Annotated in this window: 19 protein-coding genes; 15 read left to right on the top strand and 4 right to left on the bottom strand. The window is 38.4% G+C overall.

Annotation, left to right across the window (positions count from 1 at the left end):
• The first annotated feature begins 14 nt into the window (after positions 1–14).
• The gene (locus MKX29_RS06085; RefSeq protein WP_095370807.1) at positions 15–653 is read left to right on the top strand and encodes a redox-sensing transcriptional repressor Rex; all 639 of its coding nucleotides are present in this window, start codon (positions 15–17) and stop codon (positions 651–653) included.
• A 56-nt stretch (positions 654–709) separates the two neighbouring features.
• On the opposite strand, the gene MKX29_RS06080 is transcribed toward MKX29_RS06085, so the two are convergent.
• The 3 genes from MKX29_RS06080 to MKX29_RS06070 all read right to left on the bottom strand — a co-directional run bounded on the left by MKX29_RS06080 (position 710) and on the right by MKX29_RS06070 (position 3,091).
• A protein-coding gene (locus tag MKX29_RS06080; RefSeq protein ID WP_341104648.1) for an IS3 family transposase occupies positions 710–2,043 on the bottom strand; the annotation gives its coding sequence in 2 pieces (ribosomal slippage) (positions 710–1,662 and positions 1,662–2,043; 1,335 coding nt in all).
• Positions 2,044–2,152: 109 nt separating this feature from the next.
• Complete coding sequence (locus MKX29_RS06075) at positions 2,153–2,356, bottom strand: DUF4305 domain-containing protein (protein WP_095370806.1); 204 nt, start codon at positions 2,354–2,356, stop codon at positions 2,153–2,155.
• 6 nt (positions 2,357–2,362) lie between these two features.
• A complete protein-coding gene (locus MKX29_RS06070) occupies positions 2,363–3,091 on the bottom strand; it encodes a CPBP family intramembrane glutamic endopeptidase (protein ID WP_328199980.1) in 729 nt (242 codons plus the stop codon).
• Between the two features lie 266 nt (positions 3,092–3,357).
• Between MKX29_RS06070 and groES the strand changes: the two genes are divergently transcribed.
• The 3 genes from groES (at position 3,358) to MKX29_RS06055 (ending at position 5,929) form a co-directional block, all read left to right on the top strand.
• On the top strand, positions 3,358–3,642 hold the full coding sequence (groES, locus tag MKX29_RS06065) for a co-chaperone GroES (RefSeq protein ID WP_095370804.1): 285 nt from the start codon (positions 3,358–3,360) through the stop codon (positions 3,640–3,642).
• Positions 3,643–3,702: 60 nt separating this feature from the next.
• On the top strand, positions 3,703–5,331 hold the full coding sequence (groL, locus tag MKX29_RS06060; protein ID WP_095370803.1) for a chaperonin GroEL: 1,629 nt from the start codon (positions 3,703–3,705) through the stop codon (positions 5,329–5,331).
• Between the two features lie 361 nt (positions 5,332–5,692).
• Positions 5,693–5,929, top strand: a complete 237-nt coding sequence (locus tag MKX29_RS06055; protein WP_289432751.1) for a hypothetical protein — start codon at positions 5,693–5,695, stop codon at positions 5,927–5,929.
• A 165-nt stretch (positions 5,930–6,094) separates the two neighbouring features.
• Here MKX29_RS06055 and MKX29_RS06050 read toward each other — a convergent pair whose 3' ends face one another.
• The gene (locus MKX29_RS06050) at positions 6,095–7,432 is read right to left on the bottom strand and encodes a hypothetical protein (RefSeq protein ID WP_341104643.1); all 1,338 of its coding nucleotides are present in this window, start codon (positions 7,430–7,432) and stop codon (positions 6,095–6,097) included.
• A 960-nt stretch (positions 7,433–8,392) separates the two neighbouring features.
• On the opposite strand from MKX29_RS06050, the gene MKX29_RS06045 reads away from it, so the two are divergent.
• The 11 genes from MKX29_RS06045 to MKX29_RS05995 all read left to right on the top strand — a co-directional run bounded on the left by MKX29_RS06045 (position 8,393) and on the right by MKX29_RS05995 (position 19,469).
• The gene (locus tag MKX29_RS06045; protein ID WP_289432753.1) at positions 8,393–9,019 is read left to right on the top strand and encodes a hypothetical protein; all 627 of its coding nucleotides are present in this window, start codon (positions 8,393–8,395) and stop codon (positions 9,017–9,019) included.
• Positions 9,020–9,094: 75 nt separating this feature from the next.
• The gene (locus MKX29_RS06040; protein ID WP_289432754.1) at positions 9,095–9,721 is read left to right on the top strand and encodes a hypothetical protein; all 627 of its coding nucleotides are present in this window, start codon (positions 9,095–9,097) and stop codon (positions 9,719–9,721) included.
• An 809-nt stretch (positions 9,722–10,530) separates the two neighbouring features.
• Positions 10,531–11,883 (top strand): aromatic ring-hydroxylating dioxygenase subunit alpha, encoded by a 1,353-nt coding sequence (locus MKX29_RS06035; RefSeq protein WP_289432755.1) that lies wholly within the window; start codon positions 10,531–10,533, stop codon positions 11,881–11,883.
• Between the two features lie 34 nt (positions 11,884–11,917).
• Positions 11,918–12,478: an aromatic-ring-hydroxylating dioxygenase subunit beta gene (locus tag MKX29_RS06030; RefSeq protein WP_341104640.1), complete on the top strand. Its 561-nt coding sequence runs from the start codon at positions 11,918–11,920 to the stop codon at positions 12,476–12,478.
• 192 nt (positions 12,479–12,670) lie between these two features.
• Positions 12,671–13,030, top strand: a complete 360-nt coding sequence (locus MKX29_RS06025) for a non-heme iron oxygenase ferredoxin subunit (RefSeq protein WP_289432757.1) — start codon at positions 12,671–12,673, stop codon at positions 13,028–13,030.
• Between the two features lie 29 nt (positions 13,031–13,059).
• The gene (gene hcaB, locus MKX29_RS06020; RefSeq protein ID WP_341104639.1) at positions 13,060–13,938 is read left to right on the top strand and encodes a 3-(cis-5,6-dihydroxycyclohexa-1,3-dien-1-yl)propanoate dehydrogenase; all 879 of its coding nucleotides are present in this window, start codon (positions 13,060–13,062) and stop codon (positions 13,936–13,938) included.
• Positions 13,939–14,148: 210 nt separating this feature from the next.
• On the top strand, positions 14,149–15,558 hold the full coding sequence (locus tag MKX29_RS06015) for a PucR family transcriptional regulator (protein ID WP_289432759.1): 1,410 nt from the start codon (positions 14,149–14,151) through the stop codon (positions 15,556–15,558).
• Between the two features lie 67 nt (positions 15,559–15,625).
• Positions 15,626–16,561 (top strand): DODA-type extradiol aromatic ring-opening family dioxygenase, encoded by a 936-nt coding sequence (locus MKX29_RS06010; protein WP_341104635.1) that lies wholly within the window; start codon positions 15,626–15,628, stop codon positions 16,559–16,561.
• A gap of 14 nt (positions 16,562–16,575) precedes the next feature.
• The gene (locus tag MKX29_RS06005; protein WP_341104632.1) at positions 16,576–17,430 is read left to right on the top strand and encodes an alpha/beta fold hydrolase; all 855 of its coding nucleotides are present in this window, start codon (positions 16,576–16,578) and stop codon (positions 17,428–17,430) included.
• A gap of 92 nt (positions 17,431–17,522) precedes the next feature.
• Entirely contained in the window at positions 17,523–18,314 is a 792-nt protein-coding gene (locus MKX29_RS06000; protein ID WP_341104630.1) for a 2-keto-4-pentenoate hydratase, read from the top strand.
• A gap of 282 nt (positions 18,315–18,596) precedes the next feature.
• On the top strand, positions 18,597–19,469 hold the full coding sequence (locus tag MKX29_RS05995) for an acyltransferase (RefSeq protein WP_251166503.1): 873 nt from the start codon (positions 18,597–18,599) through the stop codon (positions 19,467–19,469).
• The last annotated feature ends 22 nt before the right edge of the window (positions 19,470–19,491 follow it).

Raw genomic sequence — 19,491 nt, 5'->3', positions numbered from 1 at the left:
ATGGAGTGGAGCCTATGTCCAATGAATCAACGAAAATCCCTCAAGCAACGGCTAAGCGATTGCCTTTGTATTATCGTTTTTTGAAAAATTTACACGCATCAGGAAAGCAGCGAGTTTCTTCAGCAGAATTAAGTGAAGCGGTGAAAGTAGATTCTGCAACAATTCGACGAGATTTCTCCTATTTCGGTGCTTTAGGGAAAAAAGGTTACGGATATAACGTAAATTACTTATTAGGATTTTTCCGTAAGACACTCGATCAAGATGAAGTGACAAAGGTAGCGTTAATTGGTGTAGGGAATCTAGGTACAGCGTTTTTAAATTATAATTTTTTAAAAAATAATAATACAAAGATTGAAGTGGCATTTGATGTTTCAGAAAGTAGGGTTGGCACGTCTGTAGGAGAGGTACCTGTCCGTCATTTAGATGACCTAGAAAAGTTGATTGATGAGCACCATATTCAAGTTGTCATTTTGACTGTACCGTCTCATGCGGCACAACCAATTACGGATCGAATCGTTAAAAGTCATGTAAAGGGAATCTTGAACTTTACGCCAGCGCGGTTAACGGTTCCTTCCCATATTCGCATCCATCATATTGATTTGGCGGTCGAATTGCAATCATTAGTATACTTCTTAAAACACTATCCATCATAAAAAAGGAGCTGACCCGCATTAAAGTGTACCCTTTGTAAAGGACATTTTGAAAAAGCCTAGGCAACTTGTTGAAGCTGCTGTCTGTATTTTGCAGGCGGCAGCTTTTTCAAATTCCATTGACCTCGATAATGGTTGTAATATACCATATATCTCTTAATCTCTTGTTTTACTTCTTCTAGTGTTTCAGATTCTTTTATATTTGTTTCATCCTTTAAATGCCCAAAGAATGATTCCTGAGGCGCGTTATCCCAACAGTTTCCTCGGCGTGACATCGACTGACCTAAACCTGTTTTCTTCACAAGTTTCTGAAATTGTGGATTGGTATAATGAAAACCTTGATCTGAATGAATAAAAGCGTCATCTTTTAGGTGATGGTTTTTTCGTTTTAGTTTTCGAAGCGTATTTAAGGCAATATCCATACTTAATGAATCTGATACTTCATAAGCCAAAATTTCATTCGTCTCTCCATCTTTAATCGTTGATAAGTAAGCACACTTACCACCCTTATATGGTAAATACGTGATATCAGTTAAGAGTACTTTGCCCGCCACACCCTGCTTAAAGTTGCGTTGTAAATGATTTGGACACGTACGATGTTCTTTTGTTGCTTTGGCCATGCGTCGATAAGGATTTGCTTTACGAATTGGACAAACAATCTCAAATTTATTCATAATACGACGAATTCGTTTTAAGTTGTACGTGATCTGGTATTGGTTTTGAAGCGTCATTTTAATTTGGCGTGCCCCTTTTTTGCGCCCACTGAAATGATACGCCTTTAAAATGATTTCTTTTACTACTTCATCCGTTTCCTCTTTAGCTGTACGCCTTTGTGCGGACTCTTCCAGGAAGTAGTTGTAGTAACCTGAACGAGATACGCCGATTACTTCACATAAATAGCTCACCATACGCTTCAATTTGTATTTTTTTATCGTTTCCTGGATGAGTTTATACTTTAATTCTGGTGCCATTTTTACTTCTTTTTCAACATCTGCCTTTCGTGTAAATCGAGCTTTTTTAATAGTTCATTCTCTGCCTCAAGTAATCGGTTTTTTGCTTCTAATCGTGCAATCTTTTCTTCTAACGTTAATTCACGTTCTAATGGCCTACCCGAATTTGTTTTACGCGTATCTTGTAAGCCTTCCACACCAGCTTTACGATAAGCTGCCCGCCAACGTTTTCCGGCAGTTTTAATACGTCCCATTCCAATTAAATCAACATTTAAACCAGACTCCTCAAATATTTCTCGTGGTAGTTTACCATTCTCATTCTCCACAATGAAATGACGTTTAAATTCGTCTGTGTAAGTAATTGTTTTTTCACTCACTGCTTTCACGTTAGGGTTTTGCTTTAATTGCTCTTGTTCTTTCTTTGTAAGTAATCTTTTCGTCATTTCAATCTACTCCGACATCTTTTTTTCTCATTATAAACAAAAGTACCCTATAAGATGGACTTTTTTCAAAGTGTCTATCTTATAGGGTACAGTTTACATGGAGTCAGCTCTATTTTTTATCCTCTTTCTTTTTCATACGATAATGCATAGCGATTAATTTAATCCCGCCACCAATATCAAAAGTGGCAAAAATCAAAATGAAGATCGTTAAAAATCCCCAACCTCCACCGTTTTGAAGGTTAATAATTGCAAAATAAATAAATACAAATCCAAAAAGAAGGGAGATAATCCCTGTGAACAAAGGTGTTCTCATCTAACATCATCCTAATCTGCTAAAAATCATTTGTACCGTTTCTAATTCTGTCATATATTTTTCTAGCTTATCCATATTCAATTGAATCACAACGACAAAGGTATTCATCGCTACATGAGCAATGATCGGTACGAGAATACGATTGGTTTTTACATATAAAAACGCGAACGTAAAGCCCATCGCTGCATAAAGAAGTAAGTGCTCAATTTCCCCATGGGCGAGAGAGAAAATTAATGAACTAATCAGTGCTGATAAAAAGAAGTTCAATCGTTTATGCAAGGAACCAAAAATGATTTTCCTGAAAATGATCTCTTCTAAAATCGGCCCAATAATGGAAACAACGATAATCACAAGAGCAGACGTTTCAATTAATGACATAATTTGCTGCGTATTATCTGACCCCATATCAATGCCGAGCATTAATTCAATATTCGCTGCAACTGTTTGAGCAATAAATGCTAGCGGAATACCTGCAATCGCCCACCCGATAGAAGTCGATAATGGTGCTTGATTCCTCATTGACATCTCTTTGCTTTCTTTCCGTAAAAACCACAAAGTTAAGAGAAGGGTAATTGTAAAACTAATGACAATCCAGAGTGGCGGTGCAATTTTTGCAACCTCATCAAAGCTGTATCCTAACATATTACCTAAAAAAAGAATGGCAGGAACGCCAACGATGGCTGATAATTGCATGGCTATATAAATCATAATGATAAACCAATACTCTTTTTTCAATGGCTAGTCTCCTATTCTTAAAGAAGTTACACTAATATTTATTTTACCTGTTAAACACTATTGGTTTCAAATAGTACATCCTTATGAAATGCATAAAACAAATAGAAGTTGTATAGAATGGAGAGGTTCGCATTTTTTTTTGCAAAATTGCAAGGTTCTTACTTGCAAAAAAGAGTAGTTTTGATTAATATAATAATTGTGTTAGCACTCAAGACTAACGAGTGCTAATAAAATAATTTTTGAATGAATTGAGGAGGTTGTTTCACTTGTTGAAGCCACTAGGTGATCGAATTATTATCGAGCTTGTTGAAACGGAAGAAAAAACTGCAAGCGGTATCGTACTACCAGATAGCGCGAAAGAAAAGCCTCAAGAAGGTAAAGTCGTAGCAGTTGGTACTGGACGTGTACTAGAAAATGGTGAACGTGTAGCATTAGAAGTTGCAGAAGGCGACCTTATTATCTTCTCAAAATATGCAGGAACAGAAGTGAAATACGAAGGTACAGAATACTTAATTTTACGTGAAAACGACATTCTTGCTGTGATCGGTTAATAAAAAAACAGCTATATACTTATTATAAAGATTTTTAACTATTAGAGGAGGTACTTAATAATGGCTAAAGATATTAAATTTAGTGAAGACGCTCGCCGCGCGATGCTTCGTGGTGTGGATACACTTGCAGATGCAGTAAAAGTAACTCTTGGACCTAAAGGACGTAACGTGGTTCTTGAGAAGAAATTCGGTTCTCCATTAATTACAAATGATGGTGTAACAATTGCTAAAGAAATCGAACTAGAAGATGCATTTGAAAACATGGGTGCGAAACTAGTTGCTGAAGTAGCAAGTAAAACAAACGACGTAGCTGGTGACGGTACAACAACTGCAACGGTTCTAGCGCAAGCAATGATCCGCGAAGGTTTGAAAAACGTAACAGCTGGTGCAAACCCAATGGGTATCCGTAAAGGGATCGAAAAAGCGGTTGCTACAGCAGTTGAAGAGCTACAAGCGATCTCTAAACCAATCGAAGGCAAAGAGTCTATTGCGCAAGTAGCATCCATCTCTGCTGCTGACGAAGAAGTTGGACAATTAATCGCTGAAGCTATGGAACGTGTAGGTAACGACGGTGTTATCACAATCGAAGAATCTAAAGGATTCACAACAGAAATGGATATCGTTGAAGGTATGCAATTCGACCGTGGATACAGCTCAGCTTACATGGTAACAGATACAGATAAAATGGAAGCAGTATTAGATGATCCTTACATCTTAATCACTGACAAAAAAATCGCAAGCATTCAAGAAGTATTACCAGTACTTGAGCAAGTAGTACAACAAGGTAAACCATTACTTCTTATCGCTGAAGATGTAGAAGGCGAAGCATTATCTACATTAGTAGTGAACAAATTACGTGGAACATTCAATGCAGTAGCTGTTAAAGCGCCTGGATTCGGTGACCGTCGTAAAGCAATGCTTGAAGATATCGCTATCCTAACTGGCGGTGAAGTAATCACTGAAGAGCTAGGTCGTGACCTTAAATCTGCTACAATCGACTCTCTAGGACGCGCTTCTAAAGTCGTTGTAACAAAAGAAAACACAACAATCGTTGAAGGTGCTGGTGCAAGCGACCAAATCGCAGGCCGCGTAAACCAAATCCGTAAACAAATGGACGAAACAACTTCTGAATTCGACCGTGAAAAATTACAAGAACGCCTTGCTAAACTAGCTGGTGGCGTAGCAGTCGTAAAAGTTGGAGCGGCTACAGAAACAGAACTTAAAGAACGTAAACTACGCATTGAAGATGCCCTAAACTCTACACGCGCAGCCGTAGAAGAAGGTATGGTATCTGGTGGTGGTGTTGCCCTTCTTAACGTATACAACAAAGTTGCTGCATTAGAAGAAGAAGGCGATGTTCAAACAGGTATCAACATCGTTCTACGTGCAATGGAAGAGCCAGTACGCACAATCGCTCACAACGCAGGTTTAGAAGGATCTATCATCGTAGATCGCCTAAAACGCGAAGAAGTAGGCACTGGCTTCAACGCTGCAACAGGCGAATGGGTAAACATGATCGACGCTGGTATCGTTGACCCTGCCAAAGTAACACGTTCAGCTCTACAAAACGCTGGTTCAGTTGCTGCCATGTTCCTAACAACAGAAGCAGTCGTAGCTGATAAACCAGAAGAAAACGCACCTGCAATGCCTGACATGGGCGGTATGGGTGGAATGGGCGGCATGATGTAATAAACATCATATAGACCCTTATATATCAGAGGAAGAAGGCTGTTTATTCAGCCTTCTTTTTTTATATCAATTTTCAGCCACTTTTCTTAATGCTTCCATATATAATGTAGCGATATATTTCTAAAGATGAAAGGTGAATGTTGTTTTATTCGAAAGGTAGGTGCTACTAGAGACATTCAAAAATTGTTTGATGTGTGCTGGTACTGGCGAAGTTGAAAGGGAAAGCTCAGGAAAAAGAACCAACAAAAAATTCATCATGACTGATAATTTTTTAGGGATCAATGGATTTAGCGGGGAATCGGCAAAAGGATTAAAAATACTTCATTCGAAGACGAGGACGATTTAAAGGGGGAATTAGATAGTGAAGTTATCAGATACAGTTGGAAAAGATATAAAAATCATTTGTACTGATGATACTGAATTCCAAGTACGGGTTTTGAGTTATACGTCAGAACTAGATAATGAACCAGATGATGATGGAAATTATGGTGGTGCTTATATCTATGTTAGGACATTGAAACCAACTGCTCATTTTATGACAGGTGGGGAATTCGCAGTTCACGAATATGAAATTAGAAAAATATCAACATTAATTTAAAAAGCACTGCCTATTTTAAGGGGAGGGGTAAAAATAAGCGTACCCTTAAAGGTAAGGAAAAAACGGTTATTTGAGTTCGGAAGAAGGAGGAACCAGCATATGAAAAGTAATTAAGACCACTTTTAAAAAGGTGGTCTTAATTTATTATTATCTAAGTCAACTATATTAAAAGAAAGGAGGACCAAGGCGAACAATGTTCAAGTTGCGATCAGTTATACTAATATCACCTGTTAACTCAGTAACAACCAAAGATATATTATCTAACGGTTCAATTTGTATTGTAGTACTTCCTGTTGGACTGTCTGGACCTAAGACTATTGTGGAGCCTGGTACAATACTACCGTTAACAGATAATTGTAAAGTTGCTGATCCGGTTCCTTGCGAGACTACATTTGCTGTTGCTTCATAAGCACCAAATACATAAGCGAATATCGTATCAGTATTACTACCAGTATTATACTGAGCTCGTGTTGTATCAAAAGTAACTAGTTGATCAATATTTGATAGAGACAATGGTGTAGTACCATATAATGTACCGTATGCGATTGTCTGTCTAAGCGCTTCATATACAAATTGAAAAACTAGCCCAGGATCAATTGGTCCTGGTGGTCCTTCAGGGCCAGTGGCTCCAGTGGTACCAGTAGCCCCTAAACCAGTAGTGCCAGTAACTCCGGTAGCGCCCGTAATGCCAAGTCCAGTAGCCCCAGTGATACCAGTAGTTCCCGTAACTCCGGTAGCGCCCGTAATGCCAAGTCCAGTAGCCAGTGATACCAGTGATACCAGTAGTTCCCGTAACTCCGGTAGCGCCCGTAATGCCAAGTCCAGTAGCCCCAGTGATACCAGTAATTCCCGTGACTCCGGTAGCGCCCGTAATGCCAAGACCAGTAGCCCCAGTGATACCAGTAGTTCCTGTGACTCCGGTAGCGCCCGTAATGCCAAGTCCAGTAGCCCCAGTGATACCAGTAATTCCCGTGACTCCGGTAGCGCCCGTAATGCCAAGTCCAGTAGCCCCAGTGATACCAGTAATTCCGTAACTCCAGTAGCGCCCGTAACGCCAAGTCCAGTAGCTCCAGTGATACCAGTAGTTCCCGTAACTCCAGTAGCGCCCGTAATGCCAAGTCCAGTAGCCCCAGTGATACCAGTAATTCCCGTAACTCCAGTAGCGCCCGTAATGCCAAGTCCAGTAGCCCCAGTGATACCAGTAACGCCAGTAACTCCGGTAGCGCCCGTAATGCCAAGTCCAGTAGATCCAGTAATGCCGGTAACGCCAGTAACTCCGGTAGCGCCCGTAATGCCAAGTCCAGTAGCCCCAGTGATACCAGTAACGCCAGTAACTCCGGTAGTGCCCGTAATGCCAAGTCCAGTAGATCCAGTAATGCCGGTAACGCCAGTAACTCCAGTAGTACCAGTAATCCCAAGTCCGGTAGAACCAGTTACACCAGTTGGCCCAGTAGCGCCGGTCGTTCCTTTGATTATAATTGGTTGGCAACATGTTTTTGACAAGGTTTATATTTTTTATTTTGCTGGTGACATCTCCTTTTTTTAGATAATATTGAGATCACCCCTTACTATATAGGTTAATACTATAAGATATAATCAATAAGATAATCTGTTTGTGCTAATATCACGATATAGGTACAAAGTTTTCATATCATTCTCGTTAGGTAAAAGTAGAATAGACTGTACTTAAAATGTTGTACTGTTTAAGGTATGAAAGGAAGTTGGAAGTGAGATTTAAATAAAGGGCATTTTTTACTACTTTTAACATATCAAAGGAAGTAAATATAAAGTTTAAAATGTATTAAAAATAAAATGCAGTGAAATATATTATTTATTACACGATAAAGCATGGGTGGAATGATTTAATCTGCCCTCAACCTTAGTAAATAAGGTTTCATAAGTATGATATGACTGCAATGCTAATAATAAGGATCAAGGCTCTTCAAAGGTTTACTGAACTTTGAGGAGGCTCTTTTTCATTTCTTGTTAATCAACTTCTTCAGTATTTTTTATAGCCTCAATCATTCTCCTAAGTTTATTAAGCGTTTTTGTAGCAGCAGAACAAGTTCTTCTTTTCACTCCAACACCCTTCATAATAATCTCAAACTCCAACATTTTCTTCAGCAATCCGGTAAGGTGAAATCGGGATTTTTTTTAGTCGTCCAATTGGTTAAAGTGCAAAACTAACCTCGACATGAATTGAGCAATACATATAACTAAAAAGATGAGTGAGTGTCTTTATCATAAGAGTCGTTTTTATAGAATAATGTAAAAACTGTAAATTTTATTAAAGGAATGCCGATAAGTAATATAAAGGCTTCTGAATATGAGGCTTAATAAGTACAAAAAAATGAAATTAAGTGCAAAAATGCCAATAAATACATGGATATTCTAAAAGTGGATATTAGTATAATAGAATAGCATTTTGCATTAGTTATTAGAGAGAGATAGGGGGAAATATTTATGAAAAAATTAAGCTGTTTACTTGTACTAGTGGTGATTTTCCTTGTGGCCTGTTCGAATGAATCAGCAGAAGGTGAAAAATCAACAGATCAAAAGCAAGAAGAAAAAGAAGGAGCAGTAAACGTCGATAAAGGTCTCTTAAATGTGGAATTAACACTACCAGCTTCTTTTTTTGAAGGAGAAGATATAGATACAGTTATTGCTGAAGCAAAAAAAGAGGGAGTAAGTGAAGTCACAAAAAATGAAGATGGATCTCTCACTTATAAAATGCCTAAATCTGAACACAAAAAAATGATGACAGAAATGGGAACATCTATCACAGATTCAATAGAAGAGATGAAAAGTAGCGAAGATTATGTCTCAATCAAGGATGTTACTCATAATAAATCATTCACAGAGTTTACTTTATTGGTAGATAAAGAATCTTATGAAAATAGCATGGATGGATTTGCTATATTTGGTTTAGGTTTACAAGGTTCTATGTATCAAATGTTTAATGGAGCGAATCCAGAAGATTATAAGGTAACGGTATCTGTGAAAGATAAAGCAACAGAAGAGGTTTTCGATGAAGTTATTTATCCTGATGCTTTAGAAGAAATGGGAGAAACAGAAGAAGGAACAGAGTAGATCCCTGGTTTTAAATCAGGTTCGTTTATTATGTTTATGTAATAGAGTGGTTTTCATTCAAGAGGAGGAAGAAATTTGAACAACAGTTTCAAACTACTTATATTAGGATTAATAATGGTCGTTTTTCTTGCGGCCTGTGGGCAGGATACAAAGGATACTGAAGTGAAAGAAGAGAATCAACAAGGTGAAACTGCACAACCAGAAGAAGTAGAGAAAGGAGAATCAAAATCAAAACTTGGTTCACGAACAAATCCTGTTCCTTTCCAGAAAACGGCTACAGTAGATGATGAGTTGTATGATGATGAAGGTAATACGTACGCAATTAAATTTGATTTAACAGTAAAAGATGTTATTCGCGGGGATGAAGCCTACCAAAAATTAAAATCTATGAATGAGTACAATGAAGTAGCTCCAGAAGGATATGAATGGGTATTAGCCGAAACAAAAGTGAAATTTGTTGAATCTGAAACAGAAGACTTATCCTTCCATGTTGATGGGATCATGAATTTTGAAATGGTAAGTGAGAGCGGAGATATTTATAGTGGGGATGTTTATGGAACAACGGAACCTGATTTTAGCTTCGAGATGTATGTGGGGAACGAAAAAGAAGGTTATATATCTGGTTTGGTGAAAACAGGAGAAAATGCGCAACTTCGCTATGAAGAAAAGTTAGGCGGACAAGTTTTCTTTAATTTACAGTAACTTAAAGTCGGGAAAATTGAATAAATAATTAGAGGTTATAGGGCGTTGTACAAACAGCTTGGAGGCCTCTTTTTATTTTACAAGGGACAATTTATTTCTACACGTAAACTAGGATTAAATATATTCGGTGCTATTGAGAAGGGCTTTTGTTAATGTGGAAGATAAGGTTTTAGGGGGGCAGTTTTAAATTAAATCGTCCTTGTTAAAACACAGAAGCATCCTTTTTAATCTCTAGGAGGCTTCTGAAGTAGTAATATTTATTTTTGTTTTCTTTGTAATCCAATTACAACTAAATATCCTGTTACGACAATAATAATACCTCGCAGGAAATTACCTAAAATAAGTCCTATTGAACCACTGTCTTGATTTCCTACAAATCTACTTAAATAGTAAAAAACTATGGTTGCAACAATAAAATAAATTAAATACCCAAAATATCTCATTTTTTCTTTTCAATCCATTCTTTATATTTATTTCTTTAAAATAGCCATTGTTTAAAACATATCCCAATAACAGCTTTTCGTATTGAACAAAATATCTATTGTTTCGATTTGTTGATAAGTAGCCTGAGTCGTTTTCCCAATTAGAAAACGGCTCTTTTCATATTTAAATGATCATCTATTTGTCCTACCATTTTACATTACTTGTGAGAAATATGGAATTATATGTATTTTAATCTATACAGAATGTTTAGAAAATATAGACATAAAAAGCAATTGTTGTTGTATTTTTTCGTTGGAAAAGATTTTAAACTTAGTTTAAGAAAGCGATTTCATTTAGGAGTTTAATGGAAAGGGTGGTTCTAGTTTATGAGTTTTAATAATGGAAATTGGACATCAGAATCGATTCATTCACTAGTGGATGCAGAGCAGGGGAAAATCGATCCACGTATTTATACGGATCAGGAGTTATATGAGTTGGAATTGGAGCGGGTTTTTGGTCGCTCGTGGTTGCTTCTTGGTCATGAGAGTCATGTGCCTAAGAAGGGAGATTATTTAACTACTTATATGGGAGAAGATCCTGTTGTGATGGTACGTCAGAGGGATGGCAGTATTAAGGTGTTTCATAATCAGTGTCGACATCGGGGGATGAGGATTTGCCGGGCTGATTGTGGGAATGCGAAGGCGTTCACTTGTACGTATCATGGTTGGGCATATGACACAGCTGGCAAATTAGTGAATGTGCCATTTGAAGAAGAGGCGTTTCCTTCTGATTTTAAGAAAGAAGATTGGGGGCCGTTGCAGGCGCGTGTGGAGATATATAAAGGATTAGTATTTGCCAATTGGGACCCGGAGGCACCGGATTTGTTGACATATTTAAGTGATGCCACACCATATATGGATACGATGCTGGACCGCTCTGAGGCAGGTACAGAGGTTATTGGTACGATGCAAAAGTGGGTGATTCCTTGTAATTGGAAGTTTGCGGCAGAGCAATTTGCAGGTGATATGTACCATGCGGCTACCACTTCTCATTTGGCAGCAGTAGTGGCAGGATTGCCGGAAGATCAAGATTTGTCTGTTTTTCAACCACATATGAAAGGTCACCAGTTTCTTTCTGAATGGGGCGGTCATGGTTGTGGATTCTATCTTGATACAGCAAGAGGTTCGGTGCGTGTCGGGCCATTAGTAGATAAGTATTATAGTGAAGGTCCGGCATTTGAAAAGGCAAAAGAGCGATTAGAATCTAAAATGCCTTATCACAGAATGGGTGCCAGTCATATGACAATCTTCCCGAACTGTTCATTCCTTCCTTATGGAATGAATACTGTCCGCACATGGCATCCAAAAGGTCCGAATCAAATTGAAGTCTGGGCATTTGTCATTGTTGATAAAGATGCACCGCAGGAAATTAAGGATGAACTGGCTAGACAAAATGTCCGCACATTCAGTGCCGGTGGTGTATATGAGCAAGATGATGGAGAGAACTGGGTGGAGATTCAAAACGCCCTTCGTGGCTATAAGTCAAAAACAGCTCCACTAGCTATGCAAATGGGGTTAAATGTACAAGGGAAAAATAATCCGGAATTTCCTGGTCAAACATCCTATGTATTTTCAGAAGATGTGGCGAGAGGGTTTTATTCTCATTGGGTCCGTATGATGTCTGAGTCAAGTTGGGATACATTGAGACCACAGCCGGCCACAACCGCAACTGTTAAGTGAGTAGTGTTTAGTCAACAAAGGAGGGTGAAAGAGGATGGAAGTAAAAGAGCTGGTTAAGCCGTTTAAATGGGCAGACAGTAGCCCAAGTTTGGAACTGCAGCATGAAATTGAACAGTTTTATTACAAGGAAGCACAGCTACTAGACCATTCGGAGTTTGAGGCGTGGTTAGCGTTAATGGATAAAGATATTCATTATTGGATGCCGATTCGCATGAACCGTTTAGGTAGAGAAATGGCTCAGGAGTATACGGCTAAAGGACAAGGTGGGCATTACGACGATACTTATGAAACGATGCGCGGACGTATTCGGGCAAGAGTATCGGGGGTGAACTGGGCAGAGAATCCAGTATCGCGCACAAGGCATCTCATTTCGAATGTGATGATTAATGAGACGGAGGAGCCGAACACGTATGAAGTCGTGTCATCCTTTATCGTGTATCGTAATCGTTCTGAAAATCAGGCAGATATATTTCCAGGAGAGCGCAGGGATGTGCTGAGACGTTCAGAGGGAGGATTAGGTTTTAAAATAGCCCGCCGCACGATTTTAATCGATCAGAGTACACTTTTGTCAAATAACTTATCTGTATTTTTTTGACATATAAGAAAGTATAAGGTTTTTTAGTGGGTTTTCATGTCTAGCTCTAGGCGCCATCGGCTCTTTGGTCTAAGCCAATCTCAGGAAAGGTTAAAGAACAACCTTTCTGCCGGCTCATCTTATGCTTGTCGGCGATTACGGGCGCCTTGCGCTTTTCTAAAACATGATTAACAAGGAAAGGGGATGTATGGAATGAATTATACAAAGGTTTGCACGTTGTCTGATTTACCAGATGATGAGGGATTAAAAGTAGTGGAAGGAGATACGGCAGTAGCGGTGTTTAATGTGAATGGTAAAGTGCTTGCCACACAGGATCGCTGTTCTCATGCCAAATGGTCACTGTCCGAGGGCGGTTATTTAGATGGAGATGTCATCGTTTGTTCACTGCATATGGGGAAGTTTTGCGCTCATACAGGGGCTGTAAAGATGGCTCCGCCATGGAAACCTTTGAAGAAATACCCGGTAAAGGTTGAGGGAGAGGATGTATTTGTGGCATTTGAGGATGGTTACTTTGAAGCAGAACAAAGTAAGAGCAAAGTAATGGATGGTTGACTTATTTTCACGAGTGGGGAGCTACAATGATGAAATTGACAAATGAAGTGGCCTTTATCACAGGCGGAGCGTCCGGTGTTGGCCGGGCGATTGTAGAACGTTTCGTGTCTGAAGGTGCGAAGGTAGCAATATTTGATAAGTCAGTGGAACGTCTAAAAGAGCTTGAGCAGACATTTGGCGATGATGTCATGGGCATTGTTGGAGATGTTCGACAGCTGAGTGATTTGAAGTCAGCGGTCAATCAGTGTAGCGAACATTTTGGCAAAATTGACACCCTCATTGCAAATGTAGGCATCTGGGATTACAATATGGCACTTGTCGATCTTCCAGAAGATAAATTAGATCAAGCATTTGATGAATTATTTCATGTCAATGTGAAGGGATATTTACTAGCAGCTAAAGCCTGTCTTCCACAACTGGCTGAAACTAGAGGGAATATGATCTTTACTGTTTCCAATGCTGGGTTTTATACAAATGGTGGAGGACCGCTTTACACTTCCACAAAACACGCGGTGGTTGGGTTAGTCCGCCAGTTGGCCTTTGAGTTGGCTCCTTATGTTCGTGTGAATGGAATTGCGATTGGCGGTGCCATGACAGATTTAAGAGGACCTGCTTCATTAGAAATGGATAGCCGCTCTGTCACAAGCATGTATAAGGAATGGTATGAGGACGAAGATTTGGAAGCAGGTAAAGAGAATATCGCAGCAGCATCTCCAGTCGGCCGTATTTTGCAAGGAGAAGATTATGCAGGTTCTTATGTGTTTTTTGCCTCTCGCGATGACAATATTCCCGCTACAGGCACTGTATTGAATTTTGATGGGGGTTGGGGAATACGCGGGATTCGTAGAAAAACAGGTAGTGAGGGTCTGTTGGAGAAATTAAAGGTTAAAGCTTTTGAAGGATTATAAATGAACGTTCGAGTAAGCGGATCATTGGTGGGCTCAGAGCAATAGAAACCCCAACTTAGCTAAGTTATTTGACTATAGTGTTTTACCTGTTTTGCTTAGGCTCACTAGTCATTAATCGACAGATACTTCCAAAAGAAGTAGAATAATTGTAAAATACTAATTTTTCGGGTAACTAATGCAACTAGTAACTTTCTTAAGTGGGTGAGTATATTGCAAAAAAAGGTTCATTATCCTGAAGCTTTAGAGGCATTTGTACAAATGTCTTCACATTTTGGCAACTTTAACTACACGGAGAAGGAATTCGAATCAGGATTGCCACAAATGCTTTTGAATTGCTTAGATAGAGTGTTAACAGAAAAAAATCATTTACAAGCTGCTGTAGATTTTAATAATGAAGCCATTGGACACTTCCTAAATGGTGTTGGCGAAGCACGATTGGCTGATGTATGTTATCAACTTACCAATAATCCTATTATTCTTGAAGATTTAGGATTTAATTACCTATATTCAGTCGGGTTAGATGCAGAACTGGCTAAACAATATAGTAATCAATTAAAGACCATTGTGAAAAACAATCAGAATAAAGCTATGCAGACGAAATTGAATGAACTGATAGACAATCAGCAAGTAGTCGAAATGGAGCAATCTAATCAACATAAGAGATTAATAGCACCGATGATTTCAAAGGGGAAGGTGGTAGGATATTGCTCCTTTATTAAGCCTTCTTTTACTGAACTCGATTGGTTGAAAATGAAACAAATGCATTTGGTTGGGTCAGTAAGTAACTACAATAAGGAGTCCATTTTAGATACAGAGCTTAGGTTAAACATTAAAGGTGGACTGTTAGAAGACATGATTCATAATCGTCTAAATCCTGTCGTGTTGTTCAAAAGGGCAAGACATATTGGCGTAGATTTAGGGAAAGAGTATCAATTTCTCGTTTTAAAAGTGGATGCAGATTTTTATCCGAGTGAAAAGGAACCAATTGGTGCAATGAATCTGATTGAAGTTTTCTCAAGATATTTTATGGAACGTAATCTGAATATTCTCATATCGGAGGATGCACAAAACATTGCCGCTTTGTTACCTATAGATATGTTCTCGAAGCATTTTATAAACGTCGATGAATTTATACGGAAATTACTTCATTTTCTTAAAGAGAAATATCCTCAAAATCCTTTTAAAATAGGCATAAGTTCAAAAGCAACATCGCTTGAAGATATTCCTATTCTATACAATGAAGCGCTCATTTCATTGAATGTGAATAATCAACAAAAAGACATCATGTACTTCGATGATTTGGGTGCGGTGGGGATATTATTTCGTACAGGTAAAAATGAAGACATCCGACATTTCTGTAACAAGATGTTATCAAAGTTAGTTGAGTATGATCGCGGGAAAGAATCAGAACTAACCAAAACATTATACATCTACATTAAAAATGGACAAAATATGTGTAAAACAGCAAAAATCATGAATTTATCACTAGGCGGTTTACGTTATCGTATACAAAAAATCGGCAAAATTTTAGAAGCAGATATTAATGATCTCCAAACAAGTAGTCAGCTTTTCTTAGCATTGCAGGCAAGCATTATTTTAGGAGATCTACATTTTGAATAATCATTGGCGGGTGGATATGTGCCTGCCGTGATATGAAGTGAACAGTAAAACATAAGAGGTGGGAGTTATGGCTGAAATAGTAGCAGGAGTAGCAATGTCACATAGCCCAATGATCATGACAAATGAAGCTGGCGGTGGTGAAAAAGGACAACGCTTTCTAAATACCGTTGCTGAGATGAAACAATGGCTTAAGGATATGGGGACAGATGTGATTGTGCTTATATCTGATGATCATTTTAATAGTTACTTCTATGATCATATGCCCTCCTTCACAATTGGACTTGACCGCTGTGAAGGATGGGGAGATTGGGAAATTCCTGAATATCAAATGCCAGTCGAGAAAGCGTTAGCGAAGCATGTACTTGATACAGGATTGGGGAATAATGTAGACTTTGCTTTTTCCATGAGAATGAAAGTCGATCATGGTCATACGCAAGCAATCCACTTTTTAAACGATGATTTAAGGATTCCAGTTGTGCCGATTGCCGTGAATACAGCTGCACCTCCACTTCCGACAATGGATCGGTGCTTCCAAGTCGGAGAAGTGGTGCGTAAGGCAATTGAAACATGGGAAAGTGATAAAAAAGTAGCGATTGTGGCATCAGGCGGGATTTCTCATTGGGTGCCGATTCCGAAGATTGATAGTGAAAAACCTGAGGATCAAGAGCTCATTAAAGTTCTGACAAATGGTCGTCAACAGATTGAAGAGCTGGATGAATATTTAAACACGCGTAAAACACGTGTGACAAGCTTGAAATCTGGACCGGTCAATGAAGAGTGGGATCGTAAATTTTTACGATACATTAGAGAGAAAGATTATCAGGCACTTAGACAATGGTCTCCAGATTATATCGAAGAAAATGGGGGGAATGGTGGCCAGGAGATACATAATTGGCTTGTGCTGCTTGGCATTTTGCAAGAGTTTGATCCTGAGGTTGCCTGTTATGAACCCATCCCTGAGTGGGTAACAGGAATGGGTGTTGTGAAGTTCCATAAAGTATAAAGGAGGATGTTCAGATGACAATTTGGAATGATTTAGCCGATTTAGCTTTTAAAAATTATTATGTCGATGCCAATGGAATAAGAACGAGAGTGCTAGAAGCAGGAACTGGTGAACCACTTATTTTGCTTCATGGTACAGGAGGCCATATCGAAGCCTACGCTCGGAATATTAGAGGATTAAGTGAGCATTTCCGTGTCATTTGTATTGATATGCTTGGGCATGGATACACGGAAAAGCCGAACCACCCATATGGAATTGATAGCTATAGTGATCATCTATTAGGAGTAATTCAAGCTTTAGATTTGAGGGAAGTCTATTTATCTGGTGAATCCCTAGGTGGATGGGTTGCAGCCTGGTTTGCAGCCCATCACCCTGGCATTGCTAAAGCTTTAGTATTAAATACGCCTGGAAATGTGAATAACAAGGCTGAAGTGATGAAAAAACTAAAGGAGTCTACCGTTAAGGCGGTGCTAGAAGCAAACTATGAAAATGTGAAAACGCGACTTGAATGGCTAATGTATGATAAGAGTCAAGTGACGGATGAACTGATAGAGGCACGATACAACATCTATACTCAACCATCCTATCAAAAGGCAGTTGATCATATTGTCGCCTTACAAGATATAGAATTTAGACAAAAATATAGCTGGGATCCATCCTGGTGTGGAAAGATTGATGTGCCAACCTTATTAGCATGGACCGACCACGACCCGACTTCAACTGTTGAGGAAGCTATGCCGATTCAAGAGATGATACCTGGAAGTGAATTAATCGTTATTAACGACGCGGGCCATTGGCCGCAATGGGAAAAGGTTGATGCGTTCAATAAGGTCATTATTGACTTTTTTAGTAAAATACCTGTGAAGTAAGTTTGTTTTATCTTACCTGACTTTGATAGTACAAGTATAAAAATGTACTATCAAAGTTTTTTTTGATATTCACAAGAAAGGGAGTTTAATCATTGAGTAATCAAAAGACGATTAGTATACAGCAAATATACGAGCATTTACTTCATGCTGAACAAACGAAAACAGCGATTAAGCCACTAACTAATCAATATCCTAACCTAACTATTCACGATGCATATCAAGTCCAACTAAGAGCGATTGAACAGAAAGTGAAAGACGGTCATAAAGTTGTTGGTAAAAAGATTGGTTTAACATCCTTTGCGATGCAAGAACTTTTAGGAGTCGATCAACCTGATTACGGTCACTTATTAGATAGTATGAGCATACCCAACAAGGGATCAATCGATATCGATTCACTTTTCGAACCAAAAGTTGAAGGGGAAATTGCATTTGTACTTAATAAGGATTTAAAAGGCCCACATGTGACAGCAGAGGAAGTTTTATCCGCAACTAAATATATTATTCCTTCATTAGAAATTGTAGATAGCCGTATTCACAATTGGGAAATCAAATTAGAAGACACTGTTGCTGATAATGCATCTTGTGGGCTTTATGTATTAGGAGATGAGAAATTTACCGTTAGTGGTTTGGAGCTAAATAAAATCGAAATGAGTCTTTATAAAAATGGTGAATTATCGAATAAGGGAACAGGTGCAGATGTCTTAGGCCATCCAGCTACATGTGTAGCATGGTTAGCGAATAAGTTATTCGAATATGATGTTGTTTTAAAAGCGGGAGAAGTAATTTTATCAGGTGCCTTATCCGCAGCAGTCGTTGCGCAAAAAGGAGATGTGTTTACTGCGGAGTTCAGTGAGCTTGGAAAGGTGGAAATTGTTTTTCGTTAAAGGTACATAAAAATAATCTATTATGCACCCTTATGAAGTATCAGTCTGATTACTCCATAAGGGTTTTTGCACTTTAATAGAATGGATATGTTTCTTTTGTTCATAATAAAGGAATAAATAACCATTTTAGATTACGTTTGATAAGTGATTATTACAGGTGATGTAAAAATTAAAGTATCTTAAATACAAAGTCGTTAAGTTAGGATTAAAATGCGTATGATGAATAGATTCTTATGTATAATAAATGCGTTTTAATGCTAATAAAAAGTAGGTGTAGAAATAATGGAAACCATCACAGATATATTTAAAAAACCAACTTCAAATAATGAAATCCAATTAATAGGGATGAAAGAAGAGGAAATTGCATTTGATCATTCGAAGGTGAAGTTTGTCGGAGAGGGCAATACATTAATTGTTGAACGTGGCGCCAAATTTAAAAATACGAATATTCATTTTAATGGCAACCATTCAGTTGTCATTATTGGTAAATCCAATCGACGTGCGACATTTAATGTTTCAGTATGGAATAATAGTGCCTTCTTTATTGGGCGGAATTATTCTTTTAATGGGAGTGCTAGATTTATTCTTTCAGAGCAAAAGAATCTCTTCATTGGTCATGATAATATGTTTTCCACAGGTGTGGTTGTAAGGTTAGCGGATCCACATTTGATTTATGATGCAGCAACGAAAAAGCGCATTAATCCAACTAAAAGCGTTTATTTAGGTGATCATATTTGGATTGGACAAGATGTGATGATATTAAAAGGTGTTAATATTGGGTCTGGTTCTATTCTTGGAGCAAAATCACTTGTGACAAAATCATTACCATCCAATGTGTCAGCAGCGGGAAGTCCGGCTCGAATTGTGCGCAAAGATGTGTTTTGGGCTCGCCCATCTGTCCATGCGTATACAGACAATGAAACGGAAGCGGCAGAGCAATTTGCCGATGATCGGTTCATTTATAGCGAAGATGGAAGTATAAAGGAACCTATGAAGATTATTGAAAAGCAATTAATTGATGCTGCTAACTGTGATGAGAAAGTAAATATCTTATTGCCTTACTTAGAAAATACTCCTAAAAATCGCTTTTATACTCCTATGAAATCGAAACAGAAAGAGCCATTACTTAAAGGGATATTTTCAAAAGGAGAATAATCACTTCACATAAGTTGATAAA

It is taken from the genome of Cytobacillus sp. FSL R7-0696 (genome assembly GCF_038006865.1).
Lineage (GTDB): Bacteria > Bacillota > Bacilli > Bacillales > Cytobacillaceae > Cytobacillus > Cytobacillus kochii.
This window is presented reverse-complemented; position numbering and strand designations above follow the sequence as displayed.

Bases quoted from the DNA above. Each gene is read 5' to 3' on its own strand.
- MKX29_RS06085 (WP_095370807.1), top strand. From the start codon at position 15: ATGTCCAATGAATCAACGAAAATCCCTCAAGCAACGGCTAAGCGATTG.
- MKX29_RS06075 (WP_095370806.1), bottom strand. From the start codon at position 2,356: ATGAGAACACCTTTGTTCACAGGGATTATCTCCCTTCTTTTTGGATTT.
- groL (WP_095370803.1), top strand. From the start codon at position 3,703: ATGGCTAAAGATATTAAATTTAGTGAAGACGCTCGCCGCGCGATGCTT.
- MKX29_RS06045 (WP_289432753.1), top strand. From the start codon at position 8,393: ATGAAAAAATTAAGCTGTTTACTTGTACTAGTGGTGATTTTCCTTGTG.
- MKX29_RS06035 (WP_289432755.1), top strand. From the start codon at position 10,531: ATGAGTTTTAATAATGGAAATTGGACATCAGAATCGATTCATTCACTA.
- MKX29_RS06030 (WP_341104640.1), top strand. From the start codon at position 11,918: ATGGAAGTAAAAGAGCTGGTTAAGCCGTTTAAATGGGCAGACAGTAGC.
- MKX29_RS06025 (WP_289432757.1), top strand. From the start codon at position 12,671: ATGAATTATACAAAGGTTTGCACGTTGTCTGATTTACCAGATGATGAG.
- hcaB (WP_341104639.1), top strand. From the start codon at position 13,060: ATGAAATTGACAAATGAAGTGGCCTTTATCACAGGCGGAGCGTCCGGT.
- MKX29_RS06010 (WP_341104635.1), top strand. From the start codon at position 15,626: ATGGCTGAAATAGTAGCAGGAGTAGCAATGTCACATAGCCCAATGATC.
- MKX29_RS06005 (WP_341104632.1), top strand. From the start codon at position 16,576: ATGACAATTTGGAATGATTTAGCCGATTTAGCTTTTAAAAATTATTAT.
- MKX29_RS05995 (WP_251166503.1), top strand. From the start codon at position 18,597: ATGGAAACCATCACAGATATATTTAAAAAACCAACTTCAAATAATGAA.